Origin of the sequence: Metabacillus arenae (assembly GCF_014773385.1) — a bacterium.
GTDB classification, from domain to species: Bacteria; Bacillota; Bacilli; order Bacillales; family Bacillaceae; genus Metabacillus_D; species Metabacillus_D arenae.
The window spans coordinates 88,646-110,321 of sequence record NZ_JACXAI010000002.1 but is presented as its reverse complement, the minus strand read 5'-3'; the positions used below and the strand labels follow the sequence as shown (position 1 = coordinate 110,321).

Sequence of the window (21,676 nt, the reverse complement as noted above, 5' to 3'; positions counted from 1 at the left end):
CAGGAGTACAATAATAATGTGAAATTGAAAATCTAACAGTGAAATTATTCGGGCATTAGTCAATCACCTTTCATTTTGCTAGAAAAAAACATCTCTAAATAAATATGAGATTAACTGATAAGATAGATCACCTAAAATGAAAGTATCTACACTATATATGTAAAAGTTTGCAGAAAGATTAGCGCCATTAATAATATTGAAGCATATGAACTATCCGAGGTCCCTTGCCAATTCTTCTAAAAATCAAAGCCAGTCTTTTTCTTAGGTTCGTCTTGATTTTGCCAAGATCGGTCAAGACACTTGCCCTTTTCTTTAAGAAAGGAGAGCTGAGATGCTATACCATTTTTCCGAAAATCCCGATATTCCGTTTTTTGAACCAAGATTACATACCCATCATCCACATCTAAAACCCTCCGTATGGGCAATCAATGAAAAATGCTCCCCCTTGTATTTTTTTCCGAGGGATTGCCCTAGAATAGGATACTATCAACTTCCCACTACCTCTAAAGAAGATCATTTAAAATTTTTTAGCAATTCAAGTGCAAGAATGATTATTGCTGTTGAAAATAAGTGGTTTCATAAAATAAAAGAAGCAACCCTTTGCCGATATCACCTTTTTGAAAAGACATTCCACTTACATGATGAAGGGGCAGGTTATTATCTTTCGTACACAAGGGTAGTGCCTGAGAAAGTCGATCATATGACAGACCTTTTCAAGAAACTTTTAACGAAAATATAGAGCTAAGAATCATACCTGAGCTGCTGTCTTTAAAAGAAGATTTGCTGGACTCAACTTTGCACTTTTCGAGGATAAGAATGAGAAATGCTCAAGGAGGATAATAAATGACAAAGGATTCAATAAGAGAAAAAGTATGGGATAAGATGATAGATGAAAAAGTCGGACGTTTTCCGTTTCCAATTAAAGGGCGAATTCCAAACTTTAAAGGAGCTGAGTTAGCAGCAAAGCAGCTTTTCTCATTGTCTATCTTTAATGATGCACAAGTTATCAAAGTAAATCCTGATTCTCCCCAATTACCAGTAAGGACACAACTATTAAAGGATGGAAAGACGCTGCTTGTACCAACTCCAAGGTTAAAAGACGGTTTTATTCAAGTAAAACCAGAGGATGTTCCAAAAGGAGAAGAAAAAAAGGCAGCTAGTTTATCTCACATTAACAAATATGGGAAAGTGATTCCTTTAATTGATCTGCCAACAATTGATTTAATCGTAGTTGGTTCGGTTGCCATACATAAAGATGGACGAAGACTTGGAAAAGGGGAAGGATATGCAGACAGGGAGTACGCAATTTTGAGGGAGCTTGGACAACCATTAGTGCCTGTAGTAACAACAATTCATTCAACACAATTAGTGGCTAGTCATATTCCAATAGATTCCTTCGACTTAACGGTAGACTGGATCATTACAGAAAAGGACGTTATTAAAACAGGAAGTCAATATGAAAAGCCCACAGGAATAAATTGGAGTAGAGTAACTGATGAAGAAAAAAAAGAAATGCCTGTCTTAATGGAAATTTTTGAACTAACAAAGAGACGATAAAAATATTATGTAAACTAATGATTTTTTGAATAAATTATTTGATATCAAGACAACTTAATCTATGTAAACATCAAAGGAGGGAAAATATGTCACAATCTCAGCAAGCTTTAAGCCAAGCTAGACAAGCGTTGTTAAATGCCCAGCAAAATCCTGAAGGTTCAAAAGCTGAACTTTCCGAAACAGCTCAAAAATTAGCCCAATGTATGAATGCACAAGGAGAAATTCATGCTGATATGCTCAGAGATGTATACAATGCTGTCCACCAAGCTCTAAATGCTTCTGAACAGCCAGCAAATGAGGAAGCATTGCAAAATTCATTTGTGGAAGCCATTCGTGCATGCGAGCAGGCAGAAGTTACATATCAGAATGAAAGGTAGTGGGGAATGGTACTAAATACTTTGGGAATTTGGTACCGCCCACCCACAATCAATCCACTAACTTCAATACGGTGTTTCTCTTCGGTAAGTATTTCTAACCTAGAGCTCTATAACGATGTCTGGAAAGGTCTGATTGGTTAAGTGCCTTGCATTATTTAACAGGAACTAATCATCAGAGATAGGAAATTGAAACCCCCCTTTTATATAAGTTTCACTTTTTTTTTCAAATAGGGAAGAAATACAAACTCAAAAATGGACCAAGCAAAAAAATTGCCGCTGAATTGATCTAACGATTTATTCACCAGAGCAATTTTTTTATAAGAGTATTTACTCATAGCTATCCTGCCCTTACATTTCCTCAAAACATTTTTATCCTTCTTTTCACGTGAAAATATATGAAAAATGAAGTGAAAAATCAAGAACAAATATATACAACTCAAAAAAATGAAATATGGGCGCTATTATCAATGGCAAAAATGCTGAAATTGCATATCTAATAATTATGGGAAATTGCCCCTGGTAAATTTAACCACTAAGAGGAGGAGGTTAAAAAAATCAGTTCAAAGAATTACTCGTTTTTATAAATAATATGGCCTTTGTTATAGTGGTCAATCTCTTTGTTCAATTGATTAATGATCGAAAGATACTTTCTAAAATTGGCTAGTTCACTTTCAATTTTGCATTTTTCATTTGCTGTCTGTTGAAGTTTAGAGGTTAGTACTTCAAGTTTCTTGTGGGTTTCCCATAAAAAAACTTCCAACTTGTAAATGTAGTTCTTCATTTTCAATAGTTCTTGTTCTTGCTGCTGCAGTTCTATTAATAGGAAATCTTTTTCAATTTGTCTATCTCCATCTGATTTGCGATTTTTTTCATATTCTTTATGTGTTTCAATTTCAGACCTAGTCAAAGCGGTGTTTATTGCTTGATTGCTTTTCATGATTTTATCTTTTTCAATTAAGGCAGTTCTGTAATTATGTTGTTGAGTCTCTAATTCTTTTGTATACTCTTCTGATGATTTTACTAAATTGTCAAAGTAATCGTTGAAAACATTCTCATATTCTTTGAGCCTGCTTTTAAGTATTTGATTTTCTTGTGCAAGTTTTTCTGTTTTAGAGTAAGCATGTATGTTCTCATACCTTGATAATTTAGCTTTTGCTTTTGAAAGCTCAGCATTTAAATAAATAATTTTTTGTTGAAGCTGAAAGGAATCGGTGGTATGAGAAGTCCGTGATTCTTTAAACAATTTAACCACCTCTTACAATCTTTGTTTTATAAACAATTTATGTATGAATCTGGGCTTATGTTACAAAAACTTGTTTTGCAAGAAAAAAAACATGTGAATGAGCAATTCACATGTTAAAGAAAGTCTCACTGCAGTGTGAGTGTGTGATAAAAATACCGTTCGAAAAATATTCATTGACCTCTTGAAAGGGAGAGGATATAAGCCTGTAGGAATCGATTTATAAAATAAATTTATAACAATTATAAAATATATTCATTGTTGTACTTCCTAATTTTTAAAGGTTATATTTCAACTCCTTATATCAAGATATTCTATTATATGAAAAATATAAAAATACAAAACTACCATTAGTCTATAATTTCAACACATTTTTAAAAATAGGCTAGGGTATATTTTCCAAACTTAGGTTTTTTTTCTATACCAAACACACATTATTCCATAGGATATAGTGTGATAAAAATATTCATTGAAGAGAAAGGGAGATTTATGTGAAAAAACGTAAGTCGATCAAGGGATCACAAACACCCAGCCCTACACCAATTCCAGTAGATCCTAATGATTTACAACCAGAATGTATTCGCGTAGATAAGGTGTATGATTGGGTATTTTTTGCAAATCGTTATGAGAATAAAAACTTTATTCCTGACGAGGAATGCAGAGAAGCAGTCAATGCTGCATTAGCTGCAGGGGAACGGGTAGAAGTTCAATGTTCTGCTCCAGACCCAGATGATGTTATTTGTTCATCCACTATTGTAGAAAATGGAAACCCTGGAATTGTTTCAATTGTTTGGACTGTTCCTGTAGAAGTAACGATCCTTATCATGGGTGAAGCTGTATGTACTTTCACTGTCCGTACACAATTTACAGATGAACTTGCACTTTGCGTACCTGTAGGAATTACAAATGAGCATATTAATTGCAGAGCAACACAGGTCATCTGTTCAACCGGCGGTGTATTAATGGGTCCAGATCCATTTGGCCCAATGATCCCAGTTAAAGTAGTTTTATGTAAAGATGTTCAAGTTGAATTCCCTGTTAAATTAGAAGTTCTAGCTAAATTCTGCTTCCCGCGTCCTAACAATATTAGAATCCCTGAAGAAAAAATTAGATGTGACCTGAATTTATTAGAATTCCCGCAGCAATGTGATTTCTTCCCAGTTGATAACTGTGAATGTCAAGCGACTGCCGTTACATTCAATGCACCGACAACTGCGACTATTGGAACAGAAGATGTAGCAGGTAATTCAGATATTCGTGCTGAAATTTGCCAAGAGTGTTCATTGGGAGATAGTTCCTTAACATATACCTTCAGAGACACTACTATTAGTCCTACACTAGCGCCAACACCTACACCACTAGACAATGACTTCAGTTTCACGTTTACTGCCAAAACATTTGAACAAGTAGATTGTGGAGCTTCATCGCTTACAGCTCAAGGGGAAGGCGTACGATTCTTTGATGGTGTTCCTGAACAAGTATTCTACTCACTATTCATCAATGACGCAACTCAGCAGTTCCAATTATTCTTAGAAAATACAGCAGGTGAGCTTGTATTTGACAGCGGACTTGTTTCTGCATTAATTGATTTCAGTGAATGTGAAACATTTAATGACCTTTTAGATGACTAATGTAAAGGGAGAGAAAAATCTCTCCCTTTATTTCTTTCACCAAAATCAAATCGCCTACATACTTTTAAAGATAAAGGGAGATTTGGAGTGAAAATAGTGAACAATGAGGTTATGTTATGTAAAACTTCTGATGGAGACCCCTGTAATGTGGAAGAATTATTGCTAAAAAGTGAAGCTAATCTCACTCAATTTAGTGAATATGAATCTTCCATAAAAAAGGTCAATGCTGGTTCGGATTTCTTAAAAGATTTTCCAGCAGGTATTTTTCTCCTTTTAAAAAATATTGATAATATGAAGAATATATCCAAGGAAAAAGAAATGAGATTAAGGAAAGAATTGTCTGAAAAAGAAATGGATTCCCAAAACTATAAAGAAAAAGCGCAAGAACTAGAGAAGTCTCTTATATTTTTCATGAATCAAATTCATTTTCTTAAGAGTCAAAGTAATAAAAAAAGTCACATAGTCAGAAATAACATGATCGAAGGAAGTGAAGCTACATTAAGTACTAATGAGGCTATTTGTTGTGATCGGAGTAAAGATTCTGTCAGAAATTTCATGATAAACGTTAAATTAAAGGACACCCATATAATAAGACACGAAATAAAAATGGAGTATTTTCATTTTTTTGATCTTTTAGAGACTATGAAGAATTATTCTTTTTCTTTTCAAAGTGTCATTTCAAATACTTTACAACATATTGAAAAAAATATCACTAGGTATAGTGACCAAAATAAAGAAATTCAAAAAGAGTACAGTCAACTAGAAAGGAAGCTTAATAATATAAAACAGAGAAGGTGGATGCAAATGTTTTGGAAAACCTGGGATCAAGACCAGCTTTTAGAACTTCAGGAAGGGATGGATTCCATTCATAAAAAAGTTGACCATTTACAAGAAGAGTTAGCAGATAATAAACAATTTTTTAATAAGTTATCCGAGAGTTTTGATAAGTTGGAAAATTCAGAGGGGAAATATAGCAAGGGTCTTGAAGATATTGCTAGCTTAACTAAAGAATATGAAGAAAAACAATTAGAGTATAAGAACGAACTGGAAAGCATGAGCAGACTAATCGAACAATTTGAGCAGAAACAGAGAGAAGATGAAGCAACAATATTGAATTTAGAAGCAGAACTTCAAAAGTTTTCTGAAAAAGAAACGAAATTAATGAATCAGCTTAAACAAAAAAATCAGACAATGTCTAAAATGCAAAAACAATTAGTTGTACCTAATCACCTTAGAAAAGATAGAGAAAGAACAAAAAAAAATGATAGTCCTCTGAACCAAAACAACGAAGTCGAAAAATATTTAAATTTACCAGTTCAAGATTCATCTTATCAAATTATGTTTAATCCATTTCGGTATACTAATAAGCAATCAAAGGAGTGACAGTGAATGACACCTGAAGATATCCAACGAATTTATCGCTATAAAAAAGCGGGTTTAGCGAGAAAAAGCAAGCAAAATAAAGCAAAGCCTTCTTTTCAAAAGACAAGGGTTAAAGGCTGCTGCGGAGCGCAAATTAGAAGAAAAACAAGTCAATAGCCACTTTGTTTTCATGAGAAAAACAGCTTGGAACAACATGATAAACCATTGCCGATCTGAATTGCCAAACGAAGCTTGTGGCTTAATATCGGGTATAAACGGTTATCAAGAAAAAGTTTGGGAAATTTCCAATGTTAATAAAAGTCCATATTCATTTGAAATGGACTCTGTCCAAGTTGAAGCGATTTTTAATTATTTTAATCGAAAAAAGGAGACTGTTACAGGAATTTATCATTCGCATCCAACTGCGGATCCCTTCCCTTCACTTGAAGATGTTGAAAATATTATCTACCCAGAGATTCCTTATTTCATTGTGTCTTTCAAAACGAATAAACCTGATGTTAAAGGATACTTAATTAATGGTAATAAGATCGTTCAATTACACATTAGGCTTTATTAGATATTTTCTCTGCTGATTAAAAAGATATACGGCTGCCCCTTAGGAAATCTCCAAGGGGCAGTTGTGCCTTCCTAGTTTTAACGAAGTTTATCTGCTTTATTTTCAATTTTTTAAAGATAGGGCGTTTCAATCAAAATAGAAAAGATGGGAGGAAATATGTTCCAAATCAAGTTAGTGTACATATTTTAGTAAAAGAAAAGTTCCTACATTTATCACGTTTATAACGGGAGTAAAACTCCTACCACAGGGATTAGGCGAACCAAGAAGATAGTTGGGGGATACACTCTGCCCGCAGGTGTCCGGAAAAGAGGAAAACAGACTAAAAGATGCACGTTTGTGGCAACGTGTCTGTGTGACCCACATCCTTTGGGCAAAATCTAATCATCAATAGAGTTGAGAGTCCCAACTGATGGAAGGTTCATTTTATTATTTTGTTTTATTCATTCACATTAAAAGGCGGTGTTTACATTTTGAAAGGAGTTATCCTTGCTGGAGGTTCAGGAACACGTCTGAAACCTTTAACCATTCTATTTAATAAACATCTCTTACCCGTTGGTCCTTTCCCGATGATCTATTGGTCTATTATAAAATTAAGAGATGCAGGAATATCAGAAATTTTAATTATTACGAATAAAAACCACCTTAGCTCATTTATTGGGTTATTAGGGATGGGAGAGGAATTGAATGTTAATCTACAATATAAAGTGCAGAAAAATGAAGGAGGAGGAATAGCAGATGCTTTATTAGGTGCAAAACCATTTATAAATGAAGAAAAGTTTATTGTTTTACTTGGAGACAATCTTTTTGAAGATTCACTAATTTCATTTGTTGAAAGATTTCAAAAGCAAGAGGCAGGCGCCAGACTATTATTAAAAGAAGTGGAAGATCCTGAAAGGTATGGAGTTCCTTGTTTAGATGTTAATAAAAATCAAATCAAATTCATTGTAGAAAAACCAAGTCAACCACCTTCAGCGTTCTGTGTTACAGGAATTTACATGTATGATCAGCAAGTATTCGAGTATATCGACGCTATTCATCCCTCGGATCGAAATGAGCTGGAGATCACAGATGTAAATAACTTGTATATTAAAAACGACAATTTACAATACGATATTTTAAAAGGATGGTGGATTGATGCAGGGACTCATCAATCCCTTTACCGAGCAAATCAAATGATATTTGAAAAAAATAAGGAGGAACCCGAATGAATAGAAATCTCCTTATAACAGGCGGGGCAGGTTTTATCGGTTCAAATTTTATTTCTTATTTATTGAAAAAGACGGATTACTTTATAACGAATGTAGATCTTCTTACCTATGCAGCAAACAGCAGTATGATCAAAACATTTAATAAAAGTCAAAGATATCGTTTTATAAAGTGTGATATAAGCAGTGATAAAGAGCTTAATCAAGTTTTTGATCAACCTTATGATGCCATCATAAATTTTGCAGCAGAATCTCATGTTGACCGTAGTATAGAAGAAGCAACCCCATTTATAAATACCAATATTATTGGTACGTTTAATTTATTAGAAGCCGTTCTAAATCATAAAGCAAGAAAAATGATCCAAATCTCTACGGACGAAGTTTACGGTTCACTTAATCCAGATGATCCACCATTTACAGAAAAGACTTCCCTTTCATCGAATAATCCATATTCCGCCAGTAAAGCCAGCTCAGACTTACTTGTAAGATCCTATTTTCAAACACATCAGCTTCCTTTAACGATAACAAGATGCAGCAACAACTTTGGACCAATGCAACATACTGAAAAATTCATCCCAAAAATTATTATGAATGCTCTGCATAACAAAGAAATACCATTATATGGTGATGGTCTAAATATTCGCGATTGGATTTATGTGGAAGATCATTGTCGGGCAATACACATGGTCCTTGAAAAGGGAGTACCTGGTGAAATTTATAACATCGGGGGATCCGTCGAAAAGACAAATCTCGAGGTTATCAAGGTCATTCTAAAAGAATTGAATAAAAGTGAAAAGTTAATTAAAAAAGTAGCCGATCGAAAAGGTCATGACCGGCGGTATGCCATGGATTCTTCAAAAATAAAGAGAGAGCTGGGCTGGTCTCAGGTTGTGTCATTTGAGGAAGGAATTCAAAAAACGATTAAATGGTTTAGTGAAATGAACCGAAGAGATGATGATTAAATGAAGATTTTATTAACCGGAGCACATGGCCAGTTAGGAAAGGAATTGTATCGAAAACTAAGACCTTATCATTCTGTTTTTGCATTAGGGAAAGAGGATTTAGACATCACCAATAAAAATGAAGTGGAAAAACGTTTTTCACAGATAAAGCCTGAATTAATCCTACATGCTGCTGCTTTTACCGCTGTAGACAAATGTGAAATTGAACGAATGAAAGCATTTGAAGTAAATGGGTTAGGTGCAGGCACAGTCGCGATCGAAGCAAGTAAAATAGGAGCGAAAATGCTCTACTATAGCTCAGATTATGTATTTGACGGCAACAAAAAAACTCCATATCAAGAAGACGATAAACCAAACCCACAATCCATTTACGGGATGAGCAAGCTTTTGGGAGAACAATTTGTCCTAAATTTCAACAAAGGCATAATCATTCGAACTTCCTGGTTATATGGCCACGATGGAAAGAATTTTGTAAAGACGATGTTGAAGTTGGCAGAAGACAAAAAAGAAGTGAGGGTTGTAGATGATCAAATTGGTACACCGACCTACGTACCGGATCTTGCAGACTTGACCATTCAATTAATGGATCGAGGCAGCAGCGGGATTTATCATATCAGTAATAATGGTTCATGCACTTGGTATGAATTTGCAAAGGCTATCTTCAGTGAAGCAGGACACAACCAAGAATTAGTAAAAGCAACGTCAACAGAAGAATTCGGTTCACTTGCACCAAGACCACATTATTCTATATTAGGTCACAATGCCCTTATAAATGCAAAAATAAAGCCTCTGCGACCATGGGAAGAAGCGTTAAAAGAATTTATTCGAAAGGAGATTTCACAGTGATAGAAGGAGTTAAGGTAAAGAAATTATTGAAACATTGTGATGATCGCGGCTTTTTTGCAGAATTGGTTCGAGATGATGAACCAGAATTGTTAGCCAAATTTGGTCAGGCTTCCTGGTCAATGAGTTATCCAGGGGTTATAAAAGCTTTTCACTATCACGAAAAACAAGATGATTTGTGGTTCTTTCCATCAGGAAATGCACAGGTAGTTCTTTACGATCTACGTGAAAATTCACCTACTAAAGGTTTAACAGATATTTATTATATGGGAGAAGAAAATCCGATCATGCTCCTTATCCCCAAGGGAATTGCTCACGGTTATAGAGTTCTTGGAGAAAGACCGGCTACTATTATTTACTTTACAACGGAATCATATGATCCTGAAAATCCAGATGAAAAAAGAATTTCCTGGAATGATAAAGAGATTGGATTTAATTGGAACACAAAATACAAGTAATTTATAGAAAATTTCTATCAAAGATAGGTGAAGGGCCAGTGAGTACTAATGAAATATTAGAGTTTAATGGAAAAGAACAATATATTGTAAAAGATTTATTTTCTGCTGCACAGAATTCTTTCACTTATGAATTTTGGATAAAGCCCGCTGGAAACATAAAAATTATACCAGAAACGATTAGTGGAACTTTCGGTATAAATGGGCAAAGGTGGGTCATAGGAGCTGGACATGGGGGGATGAATGGAAAGAATTCCGGAGCAGGAATATCAGTTGGCTTAAATGGAATTACCGTCCTTGAACATTCTAATAATTATTTGACAGCAACCTTAGTATATCAATTTAAAATAAATAAATTTACACACATCGCAATAGTATATAACGATAAAACTCCTTCACTCTATATAAACGGAAATTTTATTAAAACCGGATTAAGAAGTCCTAAGCAACACGTATATCCATCAGGTATCTTTGGTGGTTTAGAACCTTATGGAAATTTTATCGGCCAAGTAGGTAATTTAAGAATATGGAATCATGCAAGGACGGAAAAGCAAATAAAACACCATTTAATTAGTCAAATAGCTCGTAATGAACCAGGGTTACTTTGTTCTACAGCAAAAATTTTAGAGAAAAAAAATAGCTTCTATCGTTTTCCTAAAAAGGAAATTCATTTGATAAATAAGCAGATTGATCAAATGAGAATTGAAAAAATTGACATTATAATATGCGTATATAATGCTTTAGACCACGTAAAAAAGTGTATAGAAAGCATTAAGGAAAATACAATCATACCTCATAGATTGATTTTGATTGATGATGGCAGTAATTCAGAGACAAAAAAATATTTACAGTCCTTAGATGGAATAATATTAATTAAAAATAAAGAAAATATAGGTTATACTAAATCCGTAAATATCGGATTAAAAAGCTCTTCATCTAGAAATGTTGTTATCTTGAATAGTGATACAATTGTTTCGATGGGCTGGTTAAATAAGTTAATAGATGCCTTAGATAGTGAGGAAAAAATCGGGATTGTGAGTCCACTTTCAAATGCAGCAAGTTACCAAAGTGTCCCAAGAATTTTCAAACCAGGGACAACTGAGTGGGATATCCATGAACCGCCTTTTAATGTACAATTATGGTCTCAGTTTGTTAAACAAACTTCAGGAAGAAAAAGGCCATACTTACCTAATTTAAATGGTTTTTGTTTAGCGATCAAGAGAAAAGTAATCAATAAAATTGGTTATTTTGATGAGAAAAAATTCCCGCTAGGGTATGGGGAAGAAAATGAATATTGCTTGCGTGCTCAAGATAATGGTTTTGACACTCGCATTGTCGATAATTGCTATATTTATCATGCAAAATCAAAGTCTTTTACACATGAAAGAAGAAAAGAATTATCAAATAAAAGCAATAAAGTTTATACTGAGATTTTCAATATAGAAAGATTAAGAAAAAACAATAAAATTCTTCAAGAATATAATCCTTTAAATGCACATCGATATAGAATTCAACATTTTAAATCAATTAGTTTAACTATTGGTTATGTATTACCAGTAGCAGGGATTTCTGGTGGGATCATTTCGGTCTTACAATTAGTCAAAGGCTTAAATGATATAGGTATAAAAGCGTCTGTTATCATTCCTAATTCGCAATTGAAGTTTATCCATAAGATAAATGAGATGAAGAAATATATCATTACTTTTAATAAAACAGAAGAAATACCAAAAATCGGAGCAAGCTTTGATATTTTAGTTGCTACACACAATTCATCTGTTAAATTTGTTCAGGAGGCTATTAAACTAGCAACCAAACCAGTGTTACCTGGATATTTTATTCAAGATTATGAACCTTGGTTTTATGAGCCGCATAGTCACGAATGTAAGGTTGCCAAAGATTCCTATGAAATCATACCTGATATAGTGGGAGTAGCTAAAACTGATTATTTGGTTGAAACTGTTAGGGAACTTCATCCAGACTTTAATATATATAAGATCCCTCCAAGTTTTGATCTTTCAATGTATAAACCTCACATATCAAATCTATTGGAGAAAGTTCCAATTAAAATATGTGCTATGGTTAGACCAAGTACTCCCAGGAGAGCTCCCCAAAAAACCATTAAAGTTTTAACAAGGTTATTAAATGAAGTAAATTCAAAGGTAGAAATTCATATTTTTGGATGTGAAAACAGAGAACTTAAAAATCTAAACGTTAATAGATCCATTATAAAACATGGTGTACTTGACCAGCCAAGTGTATTTAATCTAATGTGTAACTGTGATATTTTCTTAGATATGTCCACTTTTCAAGCTTTTGGAAGAACCGGACTGGAGGCAATGGCTGCAGGTTGTTTACCTATTTTACCAAAAGATTGCGGCACTAGTGAATATGCTATAAATGACCAAAATGCGCTATTGATTGATACAAAAAATGAAGAAAGTGCTTTAAGAACGTTATTGGAAATAATAAACAATTCTTCAAAAAGACTTGAATTAAAAAAGAATGCGTTGAATACAGTTTTGGATTATGATTGTATAGGAGATGCATTAAGGCAATGGGAGGTCTTTTGTCAAGAATATAAGTTTCGTTTTAAACCTCCTAAAGTAAGCATCATTATTTTCGTTAACAAAAAAGATCATTATTTAAAGTGGTTAGAAAATCTTATGAAAAACACCAGCTATTCACATTATGAACTATTAATTATTAGTACCTCTGTCAATTATGAGACTATAAAAAATCTAAACAACAAAAGAATTGGTAATAATAACAATAATATCAAAGTAATAGGCGTTTCAAATACAGCCCTTATTTCTAAAGCTTATAATGAGGCAGCTGCAACAGCAAAAGGAGAATTATTATTATTTTTAAATGAAGGTATAGAATTCGAAAATAAAAACTGGCTTTCGAAAATGGTTAAACAATTGTTAACAATCCCCTTGACTTCAGCAGTAGTACCTAAAATATTGTTACCAGATAAGACAGTTCATTCTTCAGGAATAAAAGTTAATATTAATGAAGAGAAAAAATCTTTCTTGAGCGCTGAAGAAATAAAAAAAAGTATGCCTAGTAGTTATGTAGACGCGGTCTCTTCTAATTGTTTATTAATAAAAAAAGATATTTTTAATATTGTAGGTGGATTTGATACAAAGTTTAACAATAGGCAAATGGCCATAGATTTGAGTTTTTCACTTAGAGCAAATGGTTTTGATTTATATTTCTGTTCGGAATCCTCTGTCACATTAGCCTCAACTAGCAGAAGTGAAGAAAAGATAATAAATAGTGATAAATTAAGGTTAAAATGGGATGGTTTGATGAATAATTTAATATAAAACATGATCCCATTTAAAACAATTAACTTATATAAATATATTTATTCAAATTTGAAAATACTGTCTTAATATATGACCATCCTGCTTGTAGATAAAGCCTGTTTGCCGGGAAATCTACAAGTTTTTTTGTTAAGTGAAAGAATAGAGGCATACCGCAAAAACATAAACAAGTTAAATCAGATTTCTTTTTAAGTAAATATTATGCCCCCACGGTATATTAAGCATTTACTGAAAATCCAAATGAAAAAAGAATTGTATTACTATTGGGTTGGAGAATACGTAAATAGTCCCCTCTCACAGCTCTAAAAACGGAAGAACCTTCCGTATTGTAAATTTAATTATCTGAACGTTGTAAAGAAATGAAGACTTTATGCCACAATATAACGAGGAAAGAAAAATTAGGCTACCTCACACCAAAATAATTTGGAATGATTGCAGCCTAATATGTGTTTTATATGTGTCTCATTTCATAGGTAAGTTCACTTTTAGATTCTTTTTTTTATTATACATGCTCTACTAGTAAAACTTAAGAAATGAATTTGTTTTTCTAATCCTACAATTCCTGGATTCATTTTTTTAATATAATTTGAACCATTCTCTCCTCTAAGATTATGAAAGTCTATTCTATTTTTTAAATATTCAATGAAAGGTAAACTGTCAAGACCGGAGAAATTCGGTTCATAACTCGAATGCAAATCTTCAACTATATAGTATCCACCGGGAGAAACAATCTTAAATAAATTTTCAAATGCAATCCTTTGGTGATCCCAGCGATGACTGCCATCATCTATTAAGATATCGACTTTAGGATATTTAGCTTGTAATCTTTTAATTACTTCTTTTGAAGAAATGTCCCCAATTTCAACCGAGATTCTATCTGATTCATACTTTTTTACATCAGGGTTAATGTCAACACAAATAATTTTACTTTTCGGAAAATACTCTTCCCACATCTTAATTGATGCCCCGACACCTCCGCCAATCTCCATTAAGACAGCACGTTTATTTCTATAAGAATTTAGAAAATATTCGTAGGTTGAAAGATAATTATGACCTTTTGAGCTTTTGTCAGTACCATACTTTATACCAATTGAATCTAAATTATTCAACAAAGAATCCAAAATAAAACCTCCATGAATTAGTGTATTAAATATTTTTTAGCTATTTACATCTATATTCTAAAATTATAAATTTTGTGAAGCTATATTTCTTTTTTTCACTCTCATTTTTACTCAAATCACATTGACCTCTTCGTTTTCTGCTCCTGTTAGTGCCTTTATGACACAGCAGAGCCTGTATTCCCCCGTAAAAGTATCCAAATTTTTTAGTTGGTAAAAGGATATTAGGAAAATAAAAATTATTTTATAAAGAAAAACCATCTATATTAATACCATAGTATGATAAAGAAGTAGGGAGTATTATCATCTTTAATAATAAATAATGCATATAGTAGTTGAGAATGCACTTGACCTAATTATCTTAGAATACTTTTTTTAATAAATTTTGAAAGTTTGTCAATGTCAACAATCCAATCAGCAAACATTCCAGATGGCTCGTTCCCCACATTTTTACCTATAAAGTAATTTAACTCACATTTTGAACTTCCATTTATTAATATATCATTAGGTATGATAAATTTAGGAGGTGCCATAATAAGTTTTTTCGATGCATTCTTCTGAAAGATACAGTTATACATAGCTGAGCCTGCAGGACCTGCAATAAACTTTGCGTTTCTAAATGTATTTATTTGATCTTTAATTTCCAGCTCTTGAGGATGGATAATTTTAAAACCGTGTGAAGAAAAAATTTTTTCAACAACTAATTCGTTTAGCAATCTTCTTTTATGTTGAATTTTTGATCTTGAAACATATATTTTTTCTGGACCTAATCCTGTGTCGTAGTATGCACCTATTTTATTCCATGTATCTGTTGCAAATGTTGAAGAAAACCTTTCTAATGCGAATGCTTGAACAGGAATAAGCACTCTTTCAAAAATTGTAGGATTATCCAAATAATAGATTTGTTCCTGTCTTATTCCAAGTGCTTTTAGAATATCAAGTTGCCATTTAAATTTATCAAATGGATTCATAATAAATTTGTATTTTTTTAAATCTAAATACTTTGCAATCCATAATCTTGATACTACTTCTAATAAAAAGTGACCGAAATGACTTGAAACTTCACCACTTAAAAAAATATATTCTCCAGCTACTGACCTAATGTTCGATATATCGAGTGTATCAAAGGTTTTATCAATTAAATTATAAGGAAGTTGAGAATGTCCATATCCCAATGTTTCATATCGTCTAAAACTATCAGGTAATATAAACTTTTTATCCTTCAGAATGACTTGTCTTTGCATACAAAATCCATTTTTAATACTAGCAACATAAAAGTCTTTACTAGTAAATGAATTAGGTAATTTCACCTCTTGGGAAACATTAATGAGAGGACTAAGCCTAGTATTTTCAGCTCTTTTGAAGATATACAAAGTGTTATCCTGAAATTTGTTAACCTTATTATTTCCAACAAAACACTCATTACAAATGTCCTTATAATCTACTAATTTTAATTTACTTAATTTAAAATTATTACTTTTGTGAACCATATATTCCTCCTGTAACAATTTCTACTATAATATATGTTCCTTTTATAATCAGGTTCCCCCAAAAGTTTGATCAATTCATTTAGGAGAATAATTAGAAATTAAGTTAATAATCAGACAAATAAAAGGAAAAAAAGAGATTCATAATCCAATCTTATATTTAAGTTATGCATATAATAATAGTGATTCTGTAGTTTATCGCGTAGATAAATGAATACCAATTTAAATAGGATTAGGGGTGTTTATTATTTGGAGAGGCAGTCGATGTTTTTAAATGGAAAAAGAATTCTAAATATTCAACCTCTATTTAAAAATGTTAAAAATACATTCACGTATGAATTTTGGGTTAAACCATTAGCATCCATTACAATCGCAAATGAATCGTCAGTAGGGATAAGTGGAACACAAGGTCAAAAATTTGTCATAGGGCCGGGACATGGAGAAAGCATAGAGTCTGCTGGACTAGGTGTATCTGTTGGCACAAATGGGGTAATAGTATTTGAGCATAGTGAATATCACTTTCCGGCTCTATTGGTATACCACACAAGCATAACAGAATGGACACATATTGCGATCGTAATGAAAAATAAAATACCCCACTTATTTATTAATGGGGAATTAAAGAAAAAGGGTTTTACAAGTACCAAAAAAAATGTATATCCATCTGGTTTAGTAGGGGGACTTAACTCATATGGATATTATAAAGGCCTTCTTAGTGATGTTCGTATATGGAACATTGAGAGGTCCTCATCAGACATAAGTGGAAACATAAATAAAAAAATTACAAAAAAAGAACATGGATTAATATATAGTTTACTTCCTCAGTCAGATTCAATACCACAAATTCAACGTAATAATAAGGTTTTGCAAAAAAATGATCTTTTTAAAAATAACTTGAAAGTCTTGTTCGTAAAATCTGGTAATGGTGCCCCATACACGGCATTAGAAGAGTCAATTATTCATTCCCTGAAACAAATTGTAAAAGAAGTTTGGATAGCAACTCCTAATGATGATATGAGCAAAATTGCAATGATAATGAAACCAGATCTTGCACTCTTTTTTACTTCGGGTTTCAACTTACGCTGTGATCAGGTTGAAAGAATGAAAAAAATGGGGGTAAGAACTGCATTATGGTTAACCGATGATCCTTATTATATTGATATTACCAAAAGGTATGTTTCTAATTTTGACGTGGTTTTTACGCAGGAGCTAAATTGCGTTCATATTTATCAAACACACGGTGCAAAGAAAGTGTATTATCTTCCCTTAGCAGCAGATCCAAATATTTTTCATCCTAAAAGTGTTAGTGCAAACTATCAATCCGACATTCTATTTATTGGCAATGCTTTTTGGAATCGTGTAAATCTCTTCGATTCAATTGCTCGATATCTCCTCCATAAAAATGTCAAAATATTAGGACTATATTGGGATCGGTTAAAAAATTATCAACTTTTGCAACAGAAAATCATAAACACTTGGGCATCACCAGAAGAAACAGCAAGCTACTACAATGGTGCAAAGATTGTTATAAACATGCATCGAGCACATGATGATTTAACAATTAACTATAATAAAAGAAAAATAAAAGCCATTTCAATTAACCCAAGAACTTTTGAAATTTCTGCATGCAAGGCTTTTCAACTAACAGATATACGACAAGGTTTATCGAATGGCTATTTACCAGGTCAGGAGGTAGCCACTTATGGTTCCCCTCAAGAATTGATGGAAAAGATTGATTATTATTTATCAAATTCTAAGGAAAGAGAGCTTTTCGCAAGCAGAGCATTTAAGAGAACATTAGATCAACATACTTTTATGAAACGAATTTCTGAATTATTAAAAAATGTGTTTAGGTAAAAATAGCCTTTACAAAAATACAAAGGAGTCATTTATTTTGGATTATTCAATAATTATAAGATGTTACAATAAACTCCCTTTAGTTAAGAAATGTGTTGAGGCAGCCATACAATCAACGGATTTTAGAACAGAAATTATTTTAGTGAACAATCACCCTCCTTATCAGGAAGTGACTACCTATCTAAATAAATTGAAACACCCGAGAGTAACTGTTTTGGATCCACAGCGTAACATTGGAAACGCTGCAGGTTTTAATTATGGGGCGCAACGAGCAAAAGGAGAATATCTAATCATTTTAGATGACGATATTATTGTTCCAAAAAATGATTGGATAGATGTGATGTCAAAAGCGTTAAATGATTTTCCTGATACAGCCTATGTATCATTAGTATGGCAAGGTGTTAGAAAGTTATTGGAAAATAATCCAAATTATAAGAATCATATTATACAACAACCAGAATATAATATTTACTTTGATAAAAGTTATGTCGTGTTTGGTTGTGTCATGTTAAAGAAGAGTATATGGAAGAAATATTTTTCTGATTCAAATCTGGTCAATAAGGACTTATATGGAATCGATGGATATTATAAAAACAAAGCTAATCAATTGGGAATGAGGACCGGTTATATTCTATCACATGTACCTGAACATCTAGGGAGAACAAAACACTCTGACCTGTTGTATGGGGCTTATAAAGTTATTTATGCTTATGGATTAACAAAAGAGGACTTTGTAACTTGGAGAAGGAGAAAGCCGACTTTCACTGCCAAAGAGAAAATTGCATTATTAAAATTTGGTTACCATGAAACCGAAATTAAAAATCTTACCGATAACTGGCATTAATATTTTCACCCTCATCATTACTAATTTATTTTTGATCGAATAACGGTATAATATTACGAACGTCTATATAACCATTTACTGATATTATTCAAAAATTAAAATATTGAATGAAATAAGCAGATAATAACTCACTAATTTGGAGGAGACAGAATGAAAAATTTTTGGGAAGATGTCATAAGTCATATTTTAAAAGAAGCGAATGCAAAGAAGATTGTAGAGATAGGATCTGCTACTGGTGCAAATACCTTAAAGCTATTAGAATACTGCAATAATAATGATGGGCAGTTAGTATCTATAGATCCTGCACCTGCCTTCGATTATGTTTCATTAGAAAAACAGAATAAGGTTTTTAAATTAATGAAGGATATTAGTTTAAAAGCATTGCCGAAAATTAAGGAATATGATGCTGTTTTAATCGATGGGGACCATAATTGGTATACTGTTTACCATGAATTAAAATTAATAGAGAAACACGCTGAAAAAAATGGGAAATTTCCTATTGTTTTTTTACATGATGTTGAGTGGCCATATGCCAGAAGAGACATGTATTATTCTCCAGAAACAATTCCAGCCGAGTTTAAGAAACCCTATGCGAAGAGGGGAATTTTAAAAGGGCAATCAAAATTGCGAGAGGTGGAAAATATTGGATTTAACTATAAATTAAATAATGCAATATTTGAAGGTGGAGAAAAAAATGGGGTATTGACAGCTATTGAGGACTTTTTAAAAGAATCGGCTATCATTTGTAGGTTTTACAAAATAAAACCTCATTGCGGCCTTGGAATTTTAATAAACGATAAAAAGGTCGAAATTTTATTGGAAAAAATTATTAAATCGTACGAGGATAATTAGTAAAGATAACTCGCTTTATATGTTAATACTGCATCATCCTAACTTCACCTACTGTATAGCCTATAACATTAGTACTTTAGGCAGCTCATTGTAAGGTTAATTCCTTTGGAAAAAATCTTAGGAGGATTATTAGCAATTTGGCAGACACAACAATATTAATTGTTTAGTTTGAAATTTTAATAATAGTTAAGGAGGTTTAGTTTCTTTAAAATGGATCTTTTTAATTCATTTCACAAGTATTATTATGAAAGTCGTGTGTGGGGCGGAAATACAAAATGGATGGGATGTGATGTCCTAAAGTGTCCACTAGATTTATGGATTTACCAAGAAATAATATATGAAACAAAACCCGATTGGATTATTGAATGCGGAACACATTTAGGAGGGACTAGTTTATATTTAGCATCCATATGTGAGCTTATAGGTAAGGGTAAAATCATTACAATTGATATTAAAGATAATGGAAACCATATAAATCATCCACGAATAGAGTTTTTAATCGGTTCAAGTGTTTCAAGTCAAATAGAAAAGGAAATACAGAAAAAAATTAAGAAAGAAGAATCAGTTATGGTAATTTTAGATTCTGATCATACTAAGTCTCATGTATTGCAAGAATTAGAGATGTATCAAACATTTGTGACAAAAGGAAATTATTTAATTGTAGAAGATACTAATATAAATGGAAATCCAGTCCTGCCGGATTTTGGCGATGGACCATTAGAAGCTGTTGAAGAATTTTTATCAAAAAATGACCAATTTATCATAGATCATTCATGTGAAAAATTTATCCTAACCTTTAACCCCAACGGATATTTAAAAAAGATTAAATAAAAAGTAATCTAAATGCTGTCTAAATCTCTGCATTCTTCTACTAATTTAGCATTACAAAAACGTTTATGGAATAATTTTTTAGAAAAGGGTTCCTAATCATCATTTAACAAAAATTAATAAAGAAATTTTTTCTTAATGAATAAGAATACATTTGATGAAAAAAAGAATAAATAGCTTATTAAAAATTGACAAATATACCGATTGAAATTGCTAAATTCTCAACTATATCAACACGAATTACGTCATATTCAATAAGGAACATAATGGCGAATGGAGTTGAAAGGCTTTTCACGCTTCACAACTTGAGCAAGCTGATGGAGGTTTTTAACATTCCATTTATTCACAAATTTACTGTAACTTTCATTAACAATCTTTTCATGTTGTTCTTTATTCTTTTTAAAACTGCTGCTTCCATAATGATGGATAAATACATCGCTTGCAACCCAGAGCTTTTTACCACTGATTTGCGCTCGAATACAGAAGTCGGTGTCTTCGTAATAACCGGGAGAAAAACGTTCATCTAATCCTCCGATTTTTTCGATCAGACTTTTTTTAAATACCATACAGAAACCGCTAAGTTGATCAGTTTCATAGCCCTGCTTGTTGTGTTTTTTTGCCCATTCTTTTGCGAATGCTTTCATTTCATCGATTGTTTTGTACGGGACTTGAGAGATCGCTTGCTGAGCAAGAACAAAATTGGAGCGTGGACCAACTATTCCAATTTGATCATTATGCCGAAGCCACCAGAGAAGATGTGACAGCCAGCCTTCTGTAACAACTGTATCATTATTAAGTAGAACAATATTAGTACCTGCAGCAAGTTTTAAACCTTGATTGCATCCTCCAGCGAATCCTCGATTGATTTGATTAGCAATTACCTTTGCATTAGGCAGTTTTGTTAAATAGGAAAGGGTACCATCAGTAGAACCATTGTCTATAAGGATTAATTCAAAAGGTTCATTTGTGTATTGAAAAATACTTGATATACATTCCTTTGTGTAAGCGAGACTGTTATGAGTTAGAATGATAATAGAGGTTAGGGGCGGCTGATTGCGTTTTTTTCTCTTTTTCATAAATCTTCACCTTTCTGATACGTTTTGATTAAGTATTATGTAGAGCCAGCCAGTAGATAAAAGTGGCTGGCTATGT

19 protein-coding genes and 1 pseudogene are annotated in these 21,676 nt (G+C 32.6%); 16 read left to right on the top strand and 4 right to left on the bottom strand.

The genetic code is table 11. The annotated features are described in order from the left end of the window. Positions 1-331: 331 nt before the first annotated feature. From IC621_RS02060 to IC621_RS02050, 3 genes and pseudogenes are all read left to right on the top strand, one after another. Positions 332-840, top strand: a pseudogene (locus IC621_RS02060) (DUF6886 family protein). Between the two features lie 3 nt (positions 841-843). After that, positions 844-1,557 (top strand): 5-formyltetrahydrofolate cyclo-ligase, encoded by a 714-nt coding sequence (locus tag IC621_RS02055; protein WP_191155234.1) that lies wholly within the window; start codon positions 844-846, stop codon positions 1,555-1,557. 86 nt (positions 1,558-1,643) lie between these two features. After that, positions 1,644-1,934, top strand: coding sequence for a hypothetical protein (locus tag IC621_RS02050; RefSeq protein ID WP_191155232.1), 291 nt, complete (start codon positions 1,644-1,646; stop codon positions 1,932-1,934). Between the two features lie 568 nt (positions 1,935-2,502). Here the strand turns inward: IC621_RS02050 and IC621_RS02045 are convergent. Next, complete coding sequence (locus IC621_RS02045) at positions 2,503-3,177, bottom strand: hypothetical protein (RefSeq protein ID WP_191155230.1); 675 nt, start codon at positions 3,175-3,177, stop codon at positions 2,503-2,505. A gap of 488 nt (positions 3,178-3,665) precedes the next feature. Here IC621_RS02045 and IC621_RS02040 point away from each other — a divergent pair, with 488 nt between their 5' ends. The 9 genes from IC621_RS02040 to IC621_RS02000 all read left to right on the top strand — a co-directional run bounded on the left by IC621_RS02040 (position 3,666) and on the right by IC621_RS02000 (position 13,538). Continuing rightward, complete coding sequence (locus tag IC621_RS02040; RefSeq protein ID WP_191155228.1) at positions 3,666-4,805, top strand: BMQ_0737 family morphogenetic spore coat protein; 1,140 nt, start codon at positions 3,666-3,668, stop codon at positions 4,803-4,805. An 87-nt stretch (positions 4,806-4,892) separates the two neighbouring features. Continuing rightward, on the top strand, positions 4,893-6,188 hold the full coding sequence (locus tag IC621_RS02035; protein WP_191155227.1) for a coiled-coil domain-containing protein: 1,296 nt from the start codon (positions 4,893-4,895) through the stop codon (positions 6,186-6,188). Between the two features lie 6 nt (positions 6,189-6,194). Next, complete coding sequence (locus IC621_RS02030; protein ID WP_191155226.1) at positions 6,195-6,344, top strand: hypothetical protein; 150 nt, start codon at positions 6,195-6,197, stop codon at positions 6,342-6,344. Positions 6,345-6,357: 13 nt separating this feature from the next. After that, on the top strand, positions 6,358-6,744 hold the full coding sequence (locus IC621_RS02025) for a Mov34/MPN/PAD-1 family protein (protein ID WP_224752269.1): 387 nt from the start codon (positions 6,358-6,360) through the stop codon (positions 6,742-6,744). A 470-nt stretch (positions 6,745-7,214) separates the two neighbouring features. After that, complete coding sequence (locus IC621_RS02020) at positions 7,215-7,952, top strand: sugar phosphate nucleotidyltransferase (RefSeq protein ID WP_191155224.1); 738 nt, start codon at positions 7,215-7,217, stop codon at positions 7,950-7,952. Next, positions 7,949-8,911 carry a dTDP-glucose 4,6-dehydratase gene (rfbB, locus tag IC621_RS02015; protein ID WP_191155223.1) on the top strand — a complete coding sequence of 321 codons (963 nt, stop codon included), beginning with the start codon at positions 7,949-7,951 and terminating at the stop codon, positions 8,909-8,911. The genes IC621_RS02020 and rfbB overlap by 4 nt, the downstream gene beginning before the upstream one ends. Next, the gene (gene rfbD, locus IC621_RS02010; RefSeq protein ID WP_191155222.1) at positions 8,912-9,757 is read left to right on the top strand and encodes a dTDP-4-dehydrorhamnose reductase; all 846 of its coding nucleotides are present in this window, start codon (positions 8,912-8,914) and stop codon (positions 9,755-9,757) included. Beyond that, on the top strand, positions 9,754-10,212 hold the full coding sequence (locus IC621_RS02005; RefSeq protein ID WP_191155221.1) for a dTDP-4-dehydrorhamnose 3,5-epimerase family protein: 459 nt from the start codon (positions 9,754-9,756) through the stop codon (positions 10,210-10,212). The genes rfbD and IC621_RS02005 overlap by 4 nt, the downstream gene beginning before the upstream one ends. Positions 10,213-10,250: 38 nt before the next feature. Further along, positions 10,251-13,538, top strand: coding sequence for a glycosyltransferase (locus IC621_RS02000; RefSeq protein ID WP_191155220.1), 3,288 nt, complete (start codon positions 10,251-10,253; stop codon positions 13,536-13,538). A 485-nt stretch (positions 13,539-14,023) separates the two neighbouring features. Here the strand turns inward: IC621_RS02000 and IC621_RS01995 are convergent, their stop codons facing one another. After that, positions 14,024-14,659 (bottom strand): polyamine aminopropyltransferase, encoded by a 636-nt coding sequence (locus tag IC621_RS01995; protein WP_191155219.1) that lies wholly within the window; start codon positions 14,657-14,659, stop codon positions 14,024-14,026. 353 nt (positions 14,660-15,012) lie between these two features. Continuing rightward, positions 15,013-16,146, bottom strand: coding sequence for a glycosyltransferase family 61 protein (locus IC621_RS01990; RefSeq protein WP_191155218.1), 1,134 nt, complete (start codon positions 16,144-16,146; stop codon positions 15,013-15,015). A 261-nt stretch (positions 16,147-16,407) separates the two neighbouring features. On the opposite strand from IC621_RS01990, the gene IC621_RS01985 reads away from it, so the two are divergent. From IC621_RS01985 to IC621_RS01970, 4 genes are all read left to right on the top strand, one after another. After that, a complete protein-coding gene (locus IC621_RS01985; RefSeq protein WP_191155217.1) occupies positions 16,408-18,000 on the top strand; it encodes a glycosyltransferase family protein in 1,593 nt (530 codons plus the stop codon). Positions 18,001-18,037: 37 nt separating this feature from the next. Then, the gene (locus IC621_RS01980; protein WP_224752266.1) at positions 18,038-18,844 is read left to right on the top strand and encodes a glycosyltransferase family 2 protein; all 807 of its coding nucleotides are present in this window, start codon (positions 18,038-18,040) and stop codon (positions 18,842-18,844) included. 150 nt (positions 18,845-18,994) lie between these two features. Then, positions 18,995-19,696, top strand: a complete 702-nt coding sequence (locus IC621_RS01975; protein ID WP_191155215.1) for a class I SAM-dependent methyltransferase — start codon at positions 18,995-18,997, stop codon at positions 19,694-19,696. Between the two features lie 210 nt (positions 19,697-19,906). After that, entirely contained in the window at positions 19,907-20,527 is a 621-nt protein-coding gene (locus IC621_RS01970; protein ID WP_191155214.1) for a CmcI family methyltransferase, read from the top strand. Positions 20,528-20,775: 248 nt separating this feature from the next. Here IC621_RS01970 and IC621_RS01965 read toward each other — a convergent pair whose 3' ends face one another. Continuing rightward, complete coding sequence (locus IC621_RS01965) at positions 20,776-21,600, bottom strand: glycosyltransferase family 2 protein (protein ID WP_191155213.1); 825 nt, start codon at positions 21,598-21,600, stop codon at positions 20,776-20,778. Positions 21,601-21,676 lie beyond the last annotated feature (76 nt).